Raw genomic sequence first — 18,198 nt, 5'->3', positions numbered from 1 at the left:
GGGTGAGGCATTGGCAAGAGACCCCTGACGACAGCGCGTCGTCAGTAAAACGAGGCGAGCATGGCTGAAGTACCAGTAAACCATATGGGCGCTGTAAGCCCAGATTCCCAAAAAATTGTGGGCTCGATGGCCAATTGGGCCGGAGCCATTGTGTCCTTATCTTTGATCGTCGGGGCCGGTGTCTGGGGCTATAAACTGCTTGTGCGAGATGTGACGGGCTTACCGGTTGTGCGAGCAATAGACGGACCAATGCGCGAACAACCTGTTGATCCGGGCGGCTCGCAAGCCGCTCATCAGGGGTTGGCTGTTAACAAGGTCGCGGCACATGGCTCGGCGGCAGCACCAGCTGACCGACTTGTTTTGGCACCACCGCCGATAAAGCTTAGTAGCGAAGACGCCCCTGTGAAACTCAGCGGCGATAGCAAGCCGCCAGCCTCCAAAGCCGGCGAACCGTCTGAAAATGCCGCAGATAACGCGAACAATATTCAATCTACACCCGAAGCCATCACCGCTCCAAAACCATTGGTTACAGCCAGTATCGATGGGTTGGTCAAAGAGCTGACCGCAAGTGCAACTGGTTTGGGGGAGGTTGCAAAGCCCAAAGAAGCAGTTGCAAAACCTAAGATTGTCAAAGGTGGTATCGGTAAATCGCTGCGACCACGGCTGCGTCCGGCTGGCTTGAAGAAAGCGGTTCAGGTCGCTTCTGTTGCGCCGGTGGTTGCCGCGCCCGTTGATGTCGATGCAAATACTTTGCCCGCAGGAACCCGGTTGGTGCAACTGGGTGCCTATGCCAGCGAAGACATTGCAAAGAGCGAATGGGACAAGTTGCAGACCAAATTTGGCGACTATCTGGGCGACAAACAACGGGTTGTGCAAAAAGCCAGCAGCGGCGGGCGCACTTTCTATCGCCTTAGAGCCAAGGGCTTTGTCGATCTAAGTGATGCGCGCCGCCTGTGTTCCGCCCTTAAGGCAGAGAACGCAGATTGTATTCCGGTGGTCACACGTTGAAGACTTTCGGGGCGACGATCCTGGGCTGTGCCGGGCCAAAGCTGACATCAGAAGAACGCCGTTTTTTTCATGAAGCCAATCCGTTTGGCTTTATTCTGTTTTCGCGCAATATCGACCATGCGGATCAAATTCGGGCTTTGTGCGCCGAGTTGCGGGCCTGTGTTGAACATGATGCGCCGATACTGATTGATCAAGAAGGTGGGCGCGTACAGCGTTTGCGCCCGCCCTTGGCCACAGAATGGCTGCCACCGCTTGACCACATTCAGCAAGCTGGGGACGCGGCTGAACGCGCAATGTATTTACGATCGTTGTTGCAGGCGGTTGAACTGACAGAGTTGGGCATTGATAGCAATTGCGCGCCTTTGGTGGATGTGGCGACAAAGGCAACGCATCCGTTTTTGCAAAACCGGTGCTATGGGTATTCGCCCGAGGTGGTGACGAAACTTGGTCGTGCCGTGGCCAATGGGTTGATGGATGGCGGTGTATTGCCGGTACTGAAGCATATTCCCGGCCATGGCCGCGCAGTGCAAGACAGCCATTTGGAATTGCCGCGCGTTACGGCCTCTGCTTTAGACCTACAGATTGATTTTGCGCCCTTTCGCCAATTGAACGATCTACCGATGGGGATGACCGCACATTTGGTTTACGAAGCGCTTGATCCTCAGCCGGCGACCATTTCGACAAAGATGATGCGCCTGATCCGCGACGACATTGGTTTTGACGGTTTGGTCATGACAGATGATATCTCTATGCAGGCCCTAGACGGTGATATGACGCAGCGCAGCGCAAAGTCTATTGCAGCAGGTTGTGACGTTATCTTGCATTGCAATGGTGATATGAGCGAGATGCAGGATGTCGTGGCTGCGAGTGGTTTGATGACGGCACAAGCGCAGACGCGGGCTCTGCGGGTTCTGGATGCGCGCCGTCCTGCCGTAGCAGTTGACATCGCGGGCTTGAAAGCAGAGCTTGAGGCCTTAGCAAGCGGGTAGGGCATGAGCGACGATTTCATTGAACAAGCCAAAAAAGATGCGGTGGCAGAACGGCTCGCTGCGGAGGCTCTGATCATTGATGTGGATGGCTTTGAGGGGCCGTTGGACTTGCTTTTGACCCTGTCACGCACCCAAAAAGTGGATTTGCGCCACGTTTCCATTTTTCAGCTGTCCCAGCAATATTTGGCCTTTGTCGAACAGGCCAAACAGCTGCGCATAGAGCTAGCGGCGGATTACCTGGTGATGGCCGCTTGGTTGGCGTTTTTGAAATCACGCCTGTTGTTGCCGCCAGATCCCACCGAGGATGGGCCATCAGGCGACGAGTTGGCAGCCCATTTGGCGTTTCAATTGGAACGGTTGCAGGCGATGCGCGATTGCGCGGCCAAACTGATGGCGCGCGACCGATTGGGCCGGGATTTCTTTGCGCGCGGCGTGCCTGAAAACGTCGAACGTACCAAGGTTATCACCTATACCGCCAATCTGCTGGATTTGATGCAAGGCTATGCGCGGTTGCGCACCAAGGATGAATTCCGTCCCTTTGTCATGGACCGTGACTCGATCTTTACCATGGAGCAGGCGCTGGAACGTATGCGCGGGTTGATTGGATTTGCTGGGGTTTGGACCGACATTAACAGCTATCTACCGGAAGGATGGGGAGCAGACCCGCAACGCCGCCGTTCGGCAACTGCCTCAACCTTTGCGGCCTCACTGGAGCTGGCGAAAGAAGGCAAAGTGGAAATTCGGCAATCTGGCACATTCGCGCCGATTCAATTGCGTAGAAAAGAGATAGACCATGGCTGAAGACAACGCGCCGCAGGACCAAAGCCTTTTTGAAGCGCCGCCAATGGCAGAGCAAGAGCGCATGGTGGAAGCCATTCTTTTTGCCAGCGCAGAGCCAATAGATGTGCGTGATCTGAATGCGCGCATGCCACATGGATGTGACGCGGCAGAAGCTTTGGTGCATCTGCGAAAACGCTATCGGGGGCGGGGTGTACATGTGGTGCGCGTTGGAGATGCCTGGGCCTTTCGCACAGCACCAGATCTTGGGTTTTTGATGCAACGCGAACAGGTGGAAACCCGCAAGCTGTCGCGGGCTGCCATCGAGACTTTGGCGATTATCGCCTATCATCAACCTGTGACACGTGCCGAAATCGAAGAAATTCGCGGCGTGTCTGTCAGCCGAGGCACGGTTGATCAACTTTTGGAAATGGAATGGATTCGCTTTGGCCGGCGGCGCATGACCCCGGGCCGCCCGGTGACTTTTGTTGTCACGCAGGATTTTCTGGATCACTTTGGGTTGGAAAATGCCCGTGATTTGCCGGGGCTCAAAGAATTGCGCGCAGCTGGCTTGCTGGACAACCGTCCGCCTCCGGGATCAATGCCGCGCGTTGGCGACGATGAACCCGAAGAAGAGGCCACAACTGGACAATCGGAATTGTTTGAAGACTGATGTGCGACTGGCACTGCCTCAAAAGCGGCACATTTTGCTGATAGGTTTCGGCAAATTTCTTGATGGGTGTATCGATGGATAAACTGGTTTCAATGATTGCACGCCGCTTGATGCGGCAGCTGGTCAACAAAGGTGTTTCTGCAGGCATGAAGGCTGTGGCGGGCAAGACGCCGGCGTCCTCGGGTCAAAAACTTGACCAGAAACGTACCAAACAATCGATGCGCCTGCTGCGACGCATGTCAAAATTTTGATGGCAGCTTAGGGCTGTACCAACTTTGCGCGTTGCCGAGCTACAAGCGCCTCTAGGCATCCAAAAGCCATGAGCACCGCTGAAAGCAGCATGCAAACCGCAAGCCCCCACCCGTCAAAGATGGGCCGATATAGCAGCGTTGCTGCGAAAACACTGACATACATAACAGCCGAGTTTAGCCCCATGATCGCGCCGCGCTGTGAGGCATCAAGCATGCTTAATCTGCCAACGGTCAGGTTTAGTCCGAGATGCTGTAACGCGCCCCAGCCAAACATCGACAGGCAAAGCCACAGGTAGCTATACGCCAGGCTTGCCATAAAAACCAAATACAGGCTGGTCAGGGCAAAAACAGCAATCAAGCCGCGTCTTGCACCAATGCGATCTAACATCGGGTCAAACAGCATGGCCGCCGCAAACCCAAGCCCATAAGACAGGGTGAACCAGCCACCAGCAGAAATGCTGCGACCAAGGTCTTCGGTAATATGGGTGCCCAGATAATTGTACACGCCATAGAAAGCTGTGCCCAACATGCACACTGAAAACAGGCCGGGCAAAAGGCCTTGGACCTTAAGCGCGCTGATCGGCGAAGTGGCTTTGGCAGATTTTGGCGCTTGGGGCAGGGTGACATAGTAAAGCGTGATCAACACAGCAGCCAAGCCCAGCGAAAGGGCACCATAAACCGCGCGCCAGCCAAAGCTGTCAGCAATAAATGCGCTGAGGGTGACGCCGCCCACCATCGATAATGTCCAACCGGTCAGCACCTTGCCGATTGTACGCGCCTCTTGGCCTTTTGGGGCGATCAATGTTGCAAGCGAATAGATGGCAGGCAACGCCATGCCCGCGCCGATCCCAGCCAAGGCCTGGGCAATGATCAGGACCGTGCTGTTAGGGGCACAGGCGCTGATGGCGATGGCGGCGACAATAAGAACCATCGACTGACGTAGCGCGGTGTCTGCACCAAATTTGTCGGCCATTGGAGCCAACAAAAGCGCCGAAATCGCAACGCCGCCGCCATAGGCCGCAGAGGCAGCCATGACATCGGCTGGGTTTGCAACAGACAGTCCAGCGGCAACTTCGGCTGCGATTGGTGACAGAACAAGTGAATTTGCCCCAATCAAACCAATCGATATCATCAGAATAAAAATCATGCCTATCACCCATGTTCTGAACGCTATACGATGATTTCATACAAAGGCTGAAAGGTATTCGAAAGAATTTAACGTTATGCAAGACAAAGAAACAGATGGTATTCGGCAAAACCCCAAACAGCATAAGCCATTGGACGCAATGGATCGAAAGATATTAGGTGTGTTGTCCAAGGATGCGACGGGCAGTTATGCGGAATTGGCCAAACATGTGGGGTTGTCTGCGCCTGCGGTGCACGAGCGAGTGAAACGTATGCGCGCGGCTGGCGCAATCAAACGCACCGTAGCGCAATTGGACGGCACGGTTGTGGGCAAACCGTTTTTGGCCTTTATCCATGTTGAAACGTCGGGCTGGGGCAAAACCAAAGATCTGGTTGAGCTGGCAGAGTTTCCGGAGGTTGAAGAAATTCATGCGGTCACCGGCGACGCTGGGGTGATTCTGAAAGTGCGCATGCAAAGTGGGCAGGCGATGGAAGGCTTTTTGTGGCGCTTATATGATTCTGCGGGCGTGCGTGGCACCCGCACCTATGTGGTGCTTTCAACCCATCTGGAACGCGGCGTGCAGGCGGAAGTTACCGCGCATTTGGGCGAGGGTGATCACCTAAAGTGATCACGAGGTCATTTTGAAATGCTTGGAAAGCTTTAGGCCTTGGCCTTGGTAGTTGGAGGAAATACCGGCACCATATAATTGTTGTGGCACCTCTGCCATTTGCTCATAGACCAAACGCCCGACAACCTGTCCGTGCTCTAACACAAAGGGAGCCTCGTGACAGCGCACCTCAAGCACACCGCGCGATCCCAAACCGCCTGCGGCGGCATGGCCGAATCCAGGGTCAAAAAAGCCCGCATAATGCACACGGAACTCTCCGACCATGGCGAGATAAGGGGCCATTTCCGCGGCAAATTCTGGCGGAATATGCACAGCTTCGCGGCTGACAAGAATATAGAAAGCGCCCGGATCCAGGATAATCTGACCGTTGTTGCTGCGCACTTCTTCCCAATATTCAGAAGGGTCGTAGTAGTTGAGCTGGTCAAGGTCGATGACGCCAGTATGTGGCTTGGCCCGATAGCCAACCAGATTGCCATCTTCTGGGTGCAGATCAACCGAGAAACCCAAGCCGTCGTCGATAACTGCAGGGCCGTCCACAAGCGGGGTCTCTGAATGCAGAGTCAGCAGTTCCTGATCACTTAGAATGCTTTGTCCATGCCGAAACCGGATTTGGTTGAGCCGCATGCCGGGACGTACCAGCACAGAAAAGGACCGGGGGCAGATTTCCGCATAAAGCGGGCCTTTGTAGCCAGAAGGAATGCGGTCAAATTCGACACCACCATCGGTGATGGTACGGGTTAAAAGGTCAAGGCGACCGGTCGAGCTTTTGGCATTAGCAACAGCATTTACATCAAATGGCAGGTTTAGATGCTCCATCAAAGGCACAACATAAACGCAGCCTTTTTCCAGCACGGCGCCGTCCTTGAGATCGATCCGGTGCATTTCAAAATCTGTCAATCGAGCCGCGACACTATTGCCATCACCAGCCAGAAAAGACGCACGCACCCGGTAAGCAACCGTGCCTAGACGCAGATCAAGGCTTGCGGGTTGAACTTGACCTTCTACGGTGGGGATGTCTGGTTTGATTTCACCATTGATCAACATTTTTTCAATGGTTTGGCTCGGCAATACACCAGTCATTTAGTTCCCCCAAAATAAACAAAACGCCCGAGCGATTGCTCGCCCAGGCGTTTTTTGTGGTCGGGCTAGCAGGACTCGAACCTGCGACCTTCCGTCCCCCAGACGGACGCGCTACCAGGCTGCGCTATAGCCCGACGGTGTCGCTGTTCATAACGCATTGTCACGTAGGAGCAAGACCAAATTTTCATTATATGGTCACTTCACGCGCGCATCGTCTAGACGGGCCTGAAGCGACTTTAGTTGCGAAATTGCGTGGGCAATACCTGAGCGGTTTTCATCGGGTATGTGATCGATTTTTACAAGGCTTGCCAGCACTTTACGGCGGGTTTCCCATCCGGATATGTCATCGGCCATTGGCTTTCTTGGCACCGCTCTTGGGGCGGGCTTTGACATTGCGGATGGCGCAGTTGGGCGTGCAATCGGGTCAACAAGAGGCGCTTGGATTTCCATGGAGTCTTGTGCTGGGTCTTTTGTTTCAGCAGCATCCAGTTCTGGTTCTGGCAAATCGGGTTCGGCTATTTTGGTGTCAGCGCTGGCAACCGGTGCAGCTTGGTGAATATCGGCGCTATCCGCCTCCGCAACGGTTTCAGAAACCTTGATAGTAACGTCATCTGGTGTGGTTGTTTCTTCGGGCATCTCGGTGGCGCTCAGATCCAAGATCTCACCAGGTTTAGCGGTAAGGGGTCGCGATAGGGCGCTGATCTCTTTGATCCCTTGCTCACGCAACAATTTTTGCACGCCTTTGATAGTCATGCCGTCGTCATGCAGCAGCTTTTTAATGCCGCCAATCAGCCGCATATCTGCCGGGCGATAATACCGCCGACCGCCTGCGCGTTTTACTGGGCGCACCTGAGTGAACTTGCTTTCCCAAAACCGAAGAACATGCGGTTGGGTTTCTAGCCAATCTGCGACCTCGCTGATTGTGCGAAAAGCCTCTTTAGATTTGGCCATTGAATTTGCCCCGTTCTACGACTTGTTGCCGTCTGCGACGCGATCTTTCATCAGATGCGACGGACGGAAGGTGAGAACACGGCGTGGATTGATTGGAACTTCTTGCCCAGTCTTTGGGTTACGGCCCACGCGCGCGGCTTTGTCGCGAACGCTGAATGTACCAAAAGAAGAGATTTTGACCTGCTCGCCACGCACCAGTGCATCCGACATATGTGACAGAACTGTTTCGACCAATTGTGCTGAATCATTACGGGACAAACCGACCTCACGGAAAACAGCTTCGCTTAGGTCCATCCTCGTTAACGTTTTCTCAGTCATAACATCCCCCGGTTTTGTTTAAGCAACAATAGGGGAAGGGAATTTTACGTGTCAACATCAATGGCCTAGAATCAAGGGTTTACCCTTGGATCTTGTCGCCGATTTGACACTTACCAGCGTAAAACGACCGATCCCCAGGCCAAACCACCGCCAATTGCCTCTGTAACAACCAAGTCGCCAGGTTTGATTTTGCCTTGGGCGTTACCCACAGAAAGCGCCAACGGAATGGAGGCCGCAGAGGTATTGCCATGATCTTGGACGGTCACAACAACCCGGTCCATTGGGATGCCCATCTTTTTGGCCGTGCCTTTGATGATACGAATGTTGGCCTGATGCGGCACAACCCAATCCACCTCGTCATTGGACACGCCAGCGCGTTCCATCGAGAGGTTGGCCGTTGAAGCAAGCTTTTCAACCGCATGGCGAAATACTTCTTTGCCCTGCATGCGCAGGTGGCCAGTTGTTTGGCTGGAAACGCCTCCATCCACATATAAGATGTCTTTGAAGCGCCCGTCGGAATTCAGATCAGTGGCCAAAATGCCTCTGTCTGATTTATCACCCGTGCCGTTTTCAGCCTCCAGTACCAACGCACCAGCGCCGTCACCAAACAGCACGCAGGTGCTGCGGTCTGTCCAATCCATGATTCGAGAAAAAGTTTCGGCACCAATCACAAGCGCGCGTTTAGCTTGGCCTGACACAATCAGCGCATTGGCATTTGCAAGCGCATAAACAAATCCTGCGCATACCGCCTGTACATCAAAGGCAAAACCTTTGGTCATGCCCAGTTGGGCCTGTACCATAGTGGCTGATGACGGAAAGGTCAGATCTGCAGTAGAGGTCGCAACGATAATAGCGTCGATGTCATCCGCATCAAGACCTGCATTCGCCAGGGCCGCCTTTGCAGCATGAGTCGCAAGCATCGAAGTGGTTTCGCCCTTGGCTGCAAAATGTCGCCGTTCAATCCCCGAACGAGATTTGATCCATTCGTCACTGGTTTCCAAGGATTTTTCAAATTCTGAGTTGGGAACGATACGCTCTGGAAGGTAATGTCCCACGCCCTTGATGACGGCGCGTAGTGTCATATAAATTATCCGTTCTTGTCCCCAGCGGTTTGAACATCTTGCTGCACTTGCACAGCGGATGCAACCCGAGCTGCCAGTTTTTCCGAAAAACCGGATTGAGACAATTTCACCGCCAATTTGACCGCCGCCGCAACACCTGTTGCATCAGAGCTGCCATGCGATTTTACCACGGTGCCATTCAGGCCCAAAAACACACCACCGTTCATGCGACGCGGATCAATACGTTTGTTCAACCGCTGCAAAGAAGTATAGGCCAGCACTGCGGCCAAGCGCGAGAGGGGCGAGAACTTGAACGCTTCTCGTAGGCGTTGGCCAATCAGGCTGGCGGTGCCTTCACCGGTTTTCAAAGCGATATTGCCCGTAAAACCGTCGGTCACAATAACATCGGCCGTATCCCCAGGGATATCGCCACCTTCGACAAAACCCGCGAACTCGAAATTTGCGGCCTCGGCGTTTTTGGAAATAAGCTCGTGCGCGGCTTTGAGCTCGGCACGGCCTTTGTGTTCTTCGGTGCCAACATTCAGCAAGCCGATACGTGGCCGACTAAGACCCATGCCGTTGCGGGCATAAGAGGCCCCCATGAGCGCATATTGCATCAGGTCATGTTCATCGGCGCGAATGTCGGCGCCTACATCCAGCATGATATTAAAGCCCTGCGCGCTGCGCGATGGCCAAAGAATCGCAATGGCTGGTCGATTGACCCCTGGCAATTTGCGCAATCTAACGACTGACAGCATCATAAGGGCACCAGTGTTGCCACAGCTGACACAAACGTCAGCCTCGCCGTTGCGCACCGATTCGAGTGCTGACCACATGCTGGTGGACTTGCTGCTGCGCATGACCTGACTGGGTTTGTCATCCATCGAGACAACGGTTTTGGCGTCGCGGATCTCTACGCGACCGGCCAAATTCTTTTTCTTGGCGACAAGCTTGGAAAGCGTGTCTTGCGGGCCATGCAGAATAAACCCGATATTGGGGTGTTTCTTTGCGGAACGCGAAATGCCGGCAACAACTGCTGCCGGCCCTCGGTCGCCACCCATGGCGTCAACGGAAATAGTGGTGCGCCCAGCACCCGGTGTTTGAATGTCATTCAAAACGGTCATTTGGGCGCTTCCCGACCGTTTTATGCTGCGTCTTCGTCCAGATCGACGTCGTCTGCCATCGCAACGACTTCACGGTCGTCATAGTGGCCGCAAGAGGCGCATACGTGATGCGGGCGCTTTAGCTCGCCACAGTTGGCGCATTCATTTGGGTTCGCGGCAACCAGCGCGTCATGTGCGCGGCGATTGTTGCGGCGCGATTTCGATACTTTGTTCTGCTGGACAGCCATGTCGCAACCTTCGATTTATGGGGGCAAAAGCCCGATTTCCAGAGCGTTTTGAGGCTTTACGCTTTCCGTGCGGCCAAGTCCAACGCTAAATTCCAATGAGCGCGCGAAAATAGACAGAATTTCGCGCTACGCAAGTCCTATTTTTCAGACGAACCATCAAGCTTATTTCGTAAACTTGCCAATCCCGCAAACGGCCGTGCATCTTCGTCACTCATGGCCTTTTTTCCCGGCTCTGTATAGGCCGAAGTGGTTAATTCGGCATTTTTTGCGCGGGGGTATTGTGGCAGCGCCAACGAAAGACTTTCGGCCATGATTTCCGCGATATCGATTTCTTTGGGCAAAGGTTCGATATTTTCCTCAACGGTCAGCTCGTATTCTTCTTCGCTGGGCTCTTGGTAATTGGCGACAAACTGCCGATTTACATCGGTGTCGATACGACTCGAAACCGGCTCGAGGCTGACCACGCAGGCCTGAGAAACTGTGGCCCCAAGTTTGCCAAGCACCTGCCAATCGCGTTTGCCATAGGCCTTTAGTTCGCCTTCAAACCGCAATTTTTTAATACCCAGGATGCCCATTTGCTTGGCCAGAGATAAAAGTGCGTCCCCTTTGGGCTCTAGCAGAAATGTATTTGTCTGATTCTGTGAAAGATCTGCGACCCGATACAGAGTTTTTGAATTATGTTTGCCGCTCATGATGCAATTTGCCTTCCATTCTTGAACAGATGCCATTGATTTTGTAAGCCGTTAAGAGGCAAAGCGTGCCAAAGCAAGAGGGCAGGGACATACCAATGAAGAATCCGATCAGGGCGACGGCTTTGGCACTCTGCTTGTTTGCAGCAGCCTGTGCAGCAGAATATCGCAATCACGGCTATGTTCCAAATGATGAAGATCTGGCAAATGTGATTGTCGGCATCGATACTCGTGACAGCGTGATCGAAACAGTTGGCGCGCCAACGGCGGGCGGCGTATTAAATGAAAGCGGTCTGTATTATGTACGCAGCCGTGTGCGCACGTTTGGCCCTTTCCGGCCAACGGAAACTGAAAGACAGCTGGTGGCAGTCACCTTTGATCAAAGCGGTGTAGTTGCAAATATCGAACGCTTTGGTTTGGAAGATGGCCGCGTGGTACAACTGTCTCGTCGCATAACCGATAACGGATTGAACAACATATCGTTTATCCGTCAACTGCTTGGAAACATTGGTAACTTTGATGCTGCAAGCGCCCTGAAGTAAAGCGTCATTTTGTTGTCACGATGCGCATCTTATAGTGAAGATGCACAGACAATGGGGGGGCAGATGATTGGCCTGAAAAAAGGACGCTATGTAGCACGGGTTGCCAGTAGCCAAGACGATATTGTCGCCGCTCAAAAACTGCGGTTCAAGTCATTTCACACAGCTGAGATTGATGGGCTTGACCGTGATGCTTTTGACCCGGCTTGCGCGCATATCTTGGTTGAAGATCGCAAATCTGGCACTTTGGTTTGCTGCTTTCGGATGTTGCCTTTGGCGGACGGGAACGAAATAGCACGCAGCTATTCCGCACAATTTTATGAATTGAGCGCCTTGCAGTCTTTTGCGGGCGCGATGGTCGAAATGGGGCGATTCTGCATAGACCCGGCCTGGAAAGACCCTGACATTTTGCGAGTCGCCTGGGCAGCCATGACGCGCTATGTTGATGAAAACAATGTAGAAATGTTATTTGGATGTTCGTCGTTCAAAGGCACGGATGCCGGCCAGTACGGTGATGCCTTTGCCATGTTGCGCGACAGGCATTTGGCACCCAAACGCTGGTTGCCCCGGGTGAAATCGCCAAAAGTGTTTCAATTTGCAGCTAGATTGCGCCGAAAACCAGATCTTGCACGTGCGCAATCACGCATGCCCCCTTTGCTGCGCAGCTATCTTTTGATGGGGGGATGGGTCAGCGACCACGCGGTTGTTGACGAAGATTTGAACACGTTACATGTGTTTACAGGCTTGGAAATAAAGAAAATTTCGCCAGCGCGCAAACGGCTACTGCGGGCGATGACAGCCTAAGGCACACCGATTGGTTGACGCAGGCAGCGTCGCTCGTTAGCTGGTCGCTATGGCACGTATACCTCTTTTACAAATGTCCGGGATTTCGCTGACTTTCGGTGGTGATCCCGTGTTCGATAATCTGGATCTGGTTGTTCAACCCAGCGATCGCGTTGCGCTTGTTGGGCGCAATGGGTCTGGCAAATCCACGTTGATGAAAGTCATGGCTGGCCTGGTGGAAGCCGACCGAGGCAGCATCGTTGTTCCCCCCGGTACAAGCGTCGGGTATATGGAGCAAGAGCCTGAAATGAAAGGGTTTTCAACGCTAGGAGACTTTGCGTCCTCTGGCTTGGATGCTGGCGAAATGTACAAAGTTGAACGAGCCGGCGAAGGCCTGAAGTTCGATCCGGCACGGTCCGTAGAGACGGCCTCGGGTGGAGAGCGGCGGCGGGCAGCTTTGGCGAAACTGATGGCCGAGGCCCCGGAACTGATGTTACTGGACGAACCAACCAACCACCTGGATATCGAGGCGATAGCCTGGTTGGAGTCCGAGTTGAAATCCACCCGCGCGGGCTTTGTTTTGATCAGTCACGACCGGGCTTTCCTACGTGAGCTTACCCGCGCAACCCTTTGGATTGACAGGGGAATGGTGCGTCGTCAAGAAAAGGGTTTTGGCGATTTTGAAGCCTGGCGGGATAAGGTTTGGGACGAAGAGGATATGCAACGGCACAAGCTGGATCGCAAGATCAAGGCCGAGGCAAGATGGGCGGTTGAGGGCATCAGCGCGCGGCGCAAACGCAACCAGGGCCGGGTTAGAGCGCTTGGGGAATTACGCGACAACCGTGCCTCGATGATCAAGCGCCAAGGCAGCGCGGCGATGGATTTTCAGTCAGGTCCAAAATCTGGAAGAAAAGTTATTGAAGTCAAAGGCATACAAAAGGCCTATGGTGATAAAACCATCGTCGAAAATCTGGATATTTTGATCCAACGCGGCGACCGCATTGCTTTTGTGGGGCCAAATGGGGTGGGAAAAACCACCTTGATCAAAATGTTGATGGGTCAAGAAGCGCCTGATTCGGGCTCTGTGACACTTGGTACAAATCTGTTGCCTGCAATTTTTGACCAAAGTCGCGCGCAATTAGACCCAGATATGACACTTTGGGATTCGTTGACCGGCGATCCCGAGATGCGGGTTTCGGGCAAAGCCGACCAAGTTATGGTGCGTGGGAATCCCAAGCATGTCGTTGGTTACCTTAAAGAATTTTTGTTTGACGAACGTCAAGCCAGGGCACCGGTTCGGTCGCTGTCAGGCGGAGAGAAAGCCCGGCTTTTGCTGGCAAAATTGATGGCGCGTGAAAGCAATCTGCTGGTCTTGGACGAACCGACCAATGATCTGGATGTGGAAACACTGGATCTGTTGCAGGAATTGCTGGACGACTATGACGGCACGGTTTTGTTGGTCAGCCACGACCGCGACTTTCTGGACCGTGTGGCAACCACAACAATTGCAATGGAAGGCGACGGGCAAGCCATCGTTTATGCTGGCGGTTGGAGCGACTATCGCGCCCAACGCAGACCTGATGAAGATGAAAATCCTTTAAAAACAAAGTCCAAGAAGGGGTCTGGCAAAGTTGAAAAGGCGCCAGTAACCCAAGAGTCTGGCCTGAGTTTTTCAGAACAGAAGCGCCTGGAAGCGCTGCCTGCTGAAATGGATCGTTTGAACGCGGAAATTGCGAAACTCGAAGAGTTCATGGCGGATCCTGAGTTGTTTACCAAGGAACCCGTGAAGTTTCAGAAAGCCACAGAGGCCCTGGTAGAGCGCCATACAGCCCTGTCGGATGCGGAAGAAGAGTGGATGGCACTGGAAGAACGCGCCGAGTCGTAGCAAATCGATTTTGGCAACGGGTTTTGTACAAATCGTACGTTTCAGGCGCTGAAACGTACGATTCGTTTTCAATTTACGCAAAAAAGGGGTTCGCAGCGTTACTGCATCCGCAATGCACCATCCAAACGGATGACCTCGCCGTTCATATAGCCGCATTCGACGATGAATTTCGCAAGATCTGCATATTCAGCCGGGTCGCCCAAACGCGGCGGGCAGGTGACGTCGGCGGCAAGTGTATCCATGACCTCTTGGCCAAGGCCGATCAGCATTGGAGTTTTGAAAATACCCGGTGCAATGGCCATGACACGAATGCCGTTTTTCGACAGGTCACGCGCCATGGGCAAAGACAACCCAACAATGCCGCCTTTAGAGGCCGCATAGGCGGCTTGGCCTTTTTGACCGTCCATTGCGGCAATCGAGGCCGTGTTGATGATCACGCCACGGGCACCATCTGATTCGGGCGCATTTTCCGTCATTGCCGCGGCCGCCAGACGGGCAACGTTGAAGGTGCCAACCAAATTGATGTCGATGGTTTTTTGAAAAGCTGACAGGGCGTGCGGGCCGTCGCGGCCCAATGTTTTTATCGCCAAAGCGATGCCTGCGCAGTTCACGGCGGCGTTGAGTTTGCCCATCGATTTTTTCGCGAATGCTATGGCTGCTGTGACCGAGGCTTCGTCGGTGACATCGGTTTCAACAAAGTATCCGCCGATTTCTGCGGCCACGGCATTGCCGCGTTCGCTGTCGCGGTCAAAGATTGTAACCTGCGCGCCAGCGGCGGCAAAACTGCGGGCGGTGGCTTCGCCCAAACCTGATGCGCCACCGGTGATAACGGCTGCGGTTTCCGTGATTTTCATGGCGGATCTCCAGCTTAGAGTGAATTGAACATGCGTTCAAATAGCTGGCTGCATTGCCCTGTGTCCAGAGCTGACGCGGTGTGCCGCTTTGTGACGGAGCGTCGTAAATGAAAAGAGCGCTCCGATTGGAACGCTCTGATGATTTTGGATTTCTTAGGTATTTAGCCGAGCTGCACCAGCGCGTGGCGTTTTTTGCCAGCGCTGAGTTTGATAGGCGTGGCCAGAGCCGCGGCGTCAAAGATGCGCATTTCGGTCAGCGGTGCATCATTCAACTTGGCCCCGTTTTCCGCAATAAGTCGTTTGGCCTCTTTGCCGGTTTTGGCAAGACCGGATTTTACAATCAGCTGCACAACCGAGATGCCGTCGCCGACGTCTTCGGCTGTTAATGTCAAGGTTGGCAAATCAGCGCCGACGCCGCCTTTTTCAAAGACTTCGCGCGCGGTGGATTCGGCGGCTTTGGCGGCTTCGGCCCCGTGGCAGAGGGTGGTGACTTCGTTGGCCAAGACGATTTTGGCGTCGTTGATGTCAGAGCCAGCGAGAGCGCCCAGACGGTCACATTCCTCAACCGGCAATTCGGTGTAAAGCTTGAGAAAACGGCCCACGTCCGCGTCCGTGGTATTGCGCCAGAACTGCCAGAATTCGTAAGGCGATTTCATTTCAGCGTTCAGCCAGACCGCGCCGTCCTGAGATTTGCCCATCTTTTTGCCATCAGAGGTGGTCAGTAACGGCGAGGTCAGGCCAAAGATCTGCTCGTCGACCACGCGGCGGGTCAAGTCGATGCCGTTGACGATATTGCCCCATTGGTCAGAGCCGCCCATTTGCAACAAACAGCCATAGCGGCGGTTCAGTTCCAAAAAGTCATAGGCCTGAAGGATCATGTAGTTGAATTCCAGAAACGACAGGGATTGTTCGCGATCAAGCCGCGATTTCACCGATTCAAACGCCAACATGCGGTTGACCGAGAAGTGACGGCCAATGTCGCGCAGGAATTCGAGGTAGTTCAGATCATCCAGCCATTCAGCGTTGTTGAGCATCAGGGCGCCGGTGTCGCCATCGTTATAGTCGATGTATTTTGCAAACACCTGTTGAATGCCGCTGATATTGTCGTTGATTTGATCTTCGGTCAGCAGGGGGCGTTCATCCGCCCGAAACGACGGGTCACCCACCTTGGTGGTGCCGCCGCCCATCAGGGTAATGGGTTTGTGGCCGGTCTTTTGCAGCCAGCGCAGCATCATGATTTGGATCAGGCTGCCGACGTGCAGGGATTTGGCCGTTGCATCAAAGCCGATATAGGCGGGGACCACACCTTTGATCAAAGCCTCGTCAAGCGCCTGATAATCGGTACAATCAGCCAAGAAGCCGCGTTCCATCATCACTGCGATAAAGTCTGATTTAGGGTGGTAGGTCATAGGGTCCGTCTCGTATGGTGTATGGGGCGTGTATAAGCAGCCTTGAGGTAAAGGAAAAGGCCATGTTGAAGGCCAAATTGAGCAAGGGTCCATTGCGGGTGGCTGGGGCCATGTCGGGCACATCGCTGGATGGGGTCGATGTGGCGGTTCTGGACACTGATGGCGTGTCAATTTTTGGATTTGGGGACAGCCGGTATCTGGCCTATGACGCGGATCAGCAAGCGGTGCTGGCGGCGGCGCTTGGGCAGTGGACGGGTGAGGCGGTAGAGGCGGCCACAAAGGTTGTTCAGCGCGCGCATGGCGCGGCTTTGGCGGGGTTTGGCGCATGTGATCTGATTGGGTTTCACGGTCAGACACTGGCACATGAGCCGCGGGGCCGTGGCACCTTGCAGGTGGGCGATGGGGCCGCACTGGCAGAGACGCTGGGGGTGCCGGTAGTTTGGGATTTTCGATCAGCTGACGTGCAACTGGGTGGTGAGGGCGCGCCGCTGGCACCGTTTTATCATTTTGCCTGTGCCAAATGGATTGGTGCAACCGCGCCTGTGGTGTTTTTGAACCTGGGGGGCGTTGGGAACCTGACCTGGGTGGACCCCAGCAAATCCGGGCCAGAAGAGGCGGGTGCCTTGCTGGCGTTTGACACCGGGCCAGCCAATGCACCGATCAATGATTTGATGCAAGAGCGCCTGGGTCAGCCCTATGATAAGGACGGCGCGGTGGCCCTGTCGGGTGAGGTGGAAACCGGCGCGCTGGAGTTGTTTTTGGCAGAGGCTTATTTCGCAAGAATGCCGCCAAAGTCATTGGATAGAAACGATTTTTCCGAAATGATAGATCTGGTGCGGGAGTTGTCGGATGGGGATGCGGCCGCGACCCTGACGGCGATGTGTGCGGCGGGCGTGGCGCAGGGCATGCAACATTGCCCGCGCGCGCCAAGCCGGGTGCTGGTGACCGGTGGCGGGCGCAACAACCCTGTGTTGATGCAGATGTTGCGCGTGTCGCTGGACTGTGACGTTGTCGCCATCGAAGAGGTCGGGCTGGACGGGGATATGCTGGAAGCCCAGGCCTTTGCCTATTTGGCAGCACGTGTGGCGCGGGGAATGCCGACTTCTGGGCCAAGCACAACCGGTGTGATGGCGCGCGTCGGCGGTGGTATTTTGAGCAGCCCAACAAGCTGAGATCCTCTGGGCGTGAACTATGGTGGCGGGGGCTTTGCCCCCAACGTCGAAATTGCATTTCGACGTCTCCCCCAGAGTATTTTGGGAAAGATGAACGGGGATCTGGGATTTTGTTATGGGGGCTAGAACCGGGTGAAATCGCGGAAGGTGGCGGCTTCGCCCTGTGGCACGCCGTGTTTGTCTGTGAGCGTCCAGATGATGGCGTTTTCTATGCGAAAGCGCTGGCCGGTGGCGCTGACGCGCATGCCTTGGTAGTTTTCAAAATAGCCGTCTTGGCGCATGGCTTGAAACATCTTGGTGCGGGTATTGCGATGGGTGGTTTCGGCGGTTTTGCGCGAGGGCAATTGCGTGAGAGCCTGCCAGGGCATTTGCCACAGGGCCTGGGCGGCCAGGTTGCCATAGGTCAAGATCGGATCGTCATCTGTGTTATGCGACAGTATGATTTGATCCGAGTGATACAGGGTTTCGGGCGTGGCATCGGGCAGGATCGCGCGCCCCAGCTTGGTTTGAAAAGACGTGATGATCATCTGCGCATGTGCGGCTTGAAAGCCGTTGGTCTTGTTGGGCTCTAACATGGGGCTGTCCTGACATATTTCTGATCCTGTCAAAAGAGGGCTCACGGCTGCGGTGTAAGTTTATTAGCCATTTGAGCGC

At 54.3% G+C, this 18,198-nt stretch carries 21 protein-coding genes and 1 tRNA gene; 10 read left to right on the top strand and 12 right to left on the bottom strand.

Annotation, left to right across the window (positions count from 1 at the left end; translation table 11 throughout):
- Positions 1–60 precede the first annotated feature (60 nt).
- From ABXG94_RS04765 to ABXG94_RS04745, 5 genes are all read left to right on the top strand, one after another.
- Positions 61–1,008: an SPOR domain-containing protein gene (locus tag ABXG94_RS04765; protein ID WP_353532640.1), complete on the top strand. Its 948-nt coding sequence runs from the start codon at positions 61–63 to the stop codon at positions 1,006–1,008.
- Complete coding sequence (gene nagZ / locus ABXG94_RS04760) at positions 1,005–1,997, top strand: beta-N-acetylhexosaminidase (RefSeq protein WP_353532638.1); 993 nt, start codon at positions 1,005–1,007, stop codon at positions 1,995–1,997. Before ABXG94_RS04765 ends, nagZ begins: the two co-directional genes overlap by 4 nt.
- A 3-nt stretch (positions 1,998–2,000) precedes the next feature.
- On the top strand, positions 2,001–2,798 hold the full coding sequence (locus ABXG94_RS04755) for a segregation and condensation protein A (protein ID WP_353532636.1): 798 nt from the start codon (positions 2,001–2,003) through the stop codon (positions 2,796–2,798).
- Positions 2,791–3,447 carry an SMC-Scp complex subunit ScpB gene (scpB, locus tag ABXG94_RS04750; RefSeq protein ID WP_353532634.1) on the top strand — a complete coding sequence of 219 codons (657 nt, stop codon included), beginning with the start codon at positions 2,791–2,793 and terminating at the stop codon, positions 3,445–3,447. The genes ABXG94_RS04755 and scpB overlap by 8 nt, the downstream gene beginning before the upstream one ends.
- 74 nt (positions 3,448–3,521) lie before the next feature.
- Positions 3,522–3,698 (top strand): hypothetical protein, encoded by a 177-nt coding sequence (locus tag ABXG94_RS04745; protein WP_353532632.1) that lies wholly within the window; start codon positions 3,522–3,524, stop codon positions 3,696–3,698.
- A 7-nt stretch (positions 3,699–3,705) separates the two neighbouring features.
- On the opposite strand, the gene ABXG94_RS04740 is transcribed toward ABXG94_RS04745, so the two are convergent.
- A complete protein-coding gene (locus tag ABXG94_RS04740) occupies positions 3,706–4,845 on the bottom strand; it encodes an MFS transporter (RefSeq protein ID WP_353532630.1) in 1,140 nt (379 codons plus the stop codon).
- Between the two features lie 76 nt (positions 4,846–4,921).
- Here ABXG94_RS04740 and ABXG94_RS04735 point away from each other — a divergent pair, with 76 nt between their 5' ends.
- Positions 4,922–5,452 (top strand): Lrp/AsnC family transcriptional regulator, encoded by a 531-nt coding sequence (locus ABXG94_RS04735; protein ID WP_353532628.1) that lies wholly within the window; start codon positions 4,922–4,924, stop codon positions 5,450–5,452.
- Here ABXG94_RS04735 and ABXG94_RS04730 read toward each other — a convergent pair whose 3' ends face one another.
- The 8 genes from ABXG94_RS04730 to ABXG94_RS04695 all read right to left on the bottom strand — a co-directional run bounded on the left by ABXG94_RS04730 (position 5,453) and on the right by ABXG94_RS04695 (position 10,905).
- Entirely contained in the window at positions 5,453–6,532 is a 1,080-nt protein-coding gene (locus tag ABXG94_RS04730; protein ID WP_353532626.1) for a 2'-deoxycytidine 5'-triphosphate deaminase, read from the bottom strand. It abuts the gene before it with no gap.
- Positions 6,533–6,589: 57 nt separating this feature from the next.
- A tRNA-Pro gene (locus ABXG94_RS04725) sits at positions 6,590–6,666 on the bottom strand.
- 61 nt (positions 6,667–6,727) lie between these two features.
- On the bottom strand, positions 6,728–7,483 hold the full coding sequence (locus ABXG94_RS04720; protein ID WP_353532624.1) for a MerR family transcriptional regulator: 756 nt from the start codon (positions 7,481–7,483) through the stop codon (positions 6,728–6,730).
- A 15-nt stretch (positions 7,484–7,498) separates the two neighbouring features.
- Positions 7,499–7,801, bottom strand: a complete 303-nt coding sequence (ihfA, locus tag ABXG94_RS04715) for an integration host factor subunit alpha (protein ID WP_353532622.1) — start codon at positions 7,799–7,801, stop codon at positions 7,499–7,501.
- Positions 7,802–7,911: 110 nt separating this feature from the next.
- On the bottom strand, positions 7,912–8,883 hold the full coding sequence (locus ABXG94_RS04710; RefSeq protein WP_353532620.1) for a beta-ketoacyl-ACP synthase III: 972 nt from the start codon (positions 8,881–8,883) through the stop codon (positions 7,912–7,914).
- Positions 8,884–8,888: 5 nt separating this feature from the next.
- Entirely contained in the window at positions 8,889–9,986 is a 1,098-nt protein-coding gene (gene plsX / locus ABXG94_RS04705) for a phosphate acyltransferase PlsX (RefSeq protein ID WP_353532618.1), read from the bottom strand.
- 20 nt (positions 9,987–10,006) lie between these two features.
- Positions 10,007–10,213, bottom strand: a complete 207-nt coding sequence (gene rpmF / locus ABXG94_RS04700; protein WP_353532617.1) for a 50S ribosomal protein L32 — start codon at positions 10,211–10,213, stop codon at positions 10,007–10,009.
- A gap of 137 nt (positions 10,214–10,350) precedes the next feature.
- Positions 10,351–10,905 carry a YceD family protein gene (locus ABXG94_RS04695; protein WP_353532616.1) on the bottom strand — a complete coding sequence of 185 codons (555 nt, stop codon included), beginning with the start codon at positions 10,903–10,905 and terminating at the stop codon, positions 10,351–10,353.
- A 95-nt stretch (positions 10,906–11,000) separates the two neighbouring features.
- Here ABXG94_RS04695 and ABXG94_RS04690 point away from each other — a divergent pair, with 95 nt between their 5' ends.
- From ABXG94_RS04690 to ABXG94_RS04680, 3 genes are all read left to right on the top strand, one after another.
- Positions 11,001–11,444 carry an outer membrane protein assembly factor BamE gene (locus tag ABXG94_RS04690; RefSeq protein WP_353532614.1) on the top strand — a complete coding sequence of 148 codons (444 nt, stop codon included), beginning with the start codon at positions 11,001–11,003 and terminating at the stop codon, positions 11,442–11,444.
- Positions 11,445–11,507: 63 nt separating this feature from the next.
- Positions 11,508–12,245, top strand: coding sequence for a GNAT family N-acetyltransferase (locus tag ABXG94_RS04685; RefSeq protein ID WP_353532612.1), 738 nt, complete (start codon positions 11,508–11,510; stop codon positions 12,243–12,245).
- Positions 12,246–12,294: 49 nt separating this feature from the next.
- Entirely contained in the window at positions 12,295–14,109 is a 1,815-nt protein-coding gene (locus ABXG94_RS04680) for an ABC-F family ATP-binding cassette domain-containing protein (protein WP_353532611.1), read from the top strand.
- Positions 14,110–14,207: 98 nt separating this feature from the next.
- On the opposite strand, the gene ABXG94_RS04675 is transcribed toward ABXG94_RS04680, so the two are convergent.
- Both ABXG94_RS04675 and tyrS read right to left on the bottom strand, forming a co-directional pair.
- On the bottom strand, positions 14,208–14,963 hold the full coding sequence (locus ABXG94_RS04675; RefSeq protein WP_353532610.1) for an SDR family NAD(P)-dependent oxidoreductase: 756 nt from the start codon (positions 14,961–14,963) through the stop codon (positions 14,208–14,210).
- Positions 14,964–15,124: 161 nt separating this feature from the next.
- A complete protein-coding gene (gene tyrS, locus ABXG94_RS04670; RefSeq protein ID WP_353532609.1) occupies positions 15,125–16,372 on the bottom strand; it encodes a tyrosine--tRNA ligase in 1,248 nt (415 codons plus the stop codon).
- Positions 16,373–16,434: 62 nt separating this feature from the next.
- On the opposite strand from tyrS, the gene ABXG94_RS04665 reads away from it, so the two are divergent.
- Positions 16,435–17,544, top strand: a complete 1,110-nt coding sequence (locus tag ABXG94_RS04665) for an anhydro-N-acetylmuramic acid kinase (protein ID WP_353532608.1) — start codon at positions 16,435–16,437, stop codon at positions 17,542–17,544.
- A 122-nt stretch (positions 17,545–17,666) separates the two neighbouring features.
- Here ABXG94_RS04665 and ABXG94_RS04660 read toward each other — a convergent pair whose 3' ends face one another.
- Positions 17,667–18,119: an MEKHLA domain-containing protein gene (locus ABXG94_RS04660; protein WP_353532607.1), complete on the bottom strand. Its 453-nt coding sequence runs from the start codon at positions 18,117–18,119 to the stop codon at positions 17,667–17,669.
- Positions 18,120–18,198: the final 79 nt, after the last annotated feature.

It is taken from the genome of Cognatishimia sp. WU-CL00825 (genome assembly GCF_040364665.1).
Classification (GTDB): Bacteria; Pseudomonadota; Alphaproteobacteria; order Rhodobacterales; family Rhodobacteraceae; genus Cognatishimia.
The sequence above is the reverse complement of the archived record's forward strand: the minus strand, read 5'-3'. Positions and strand labels throughout refer to the sequence as shown.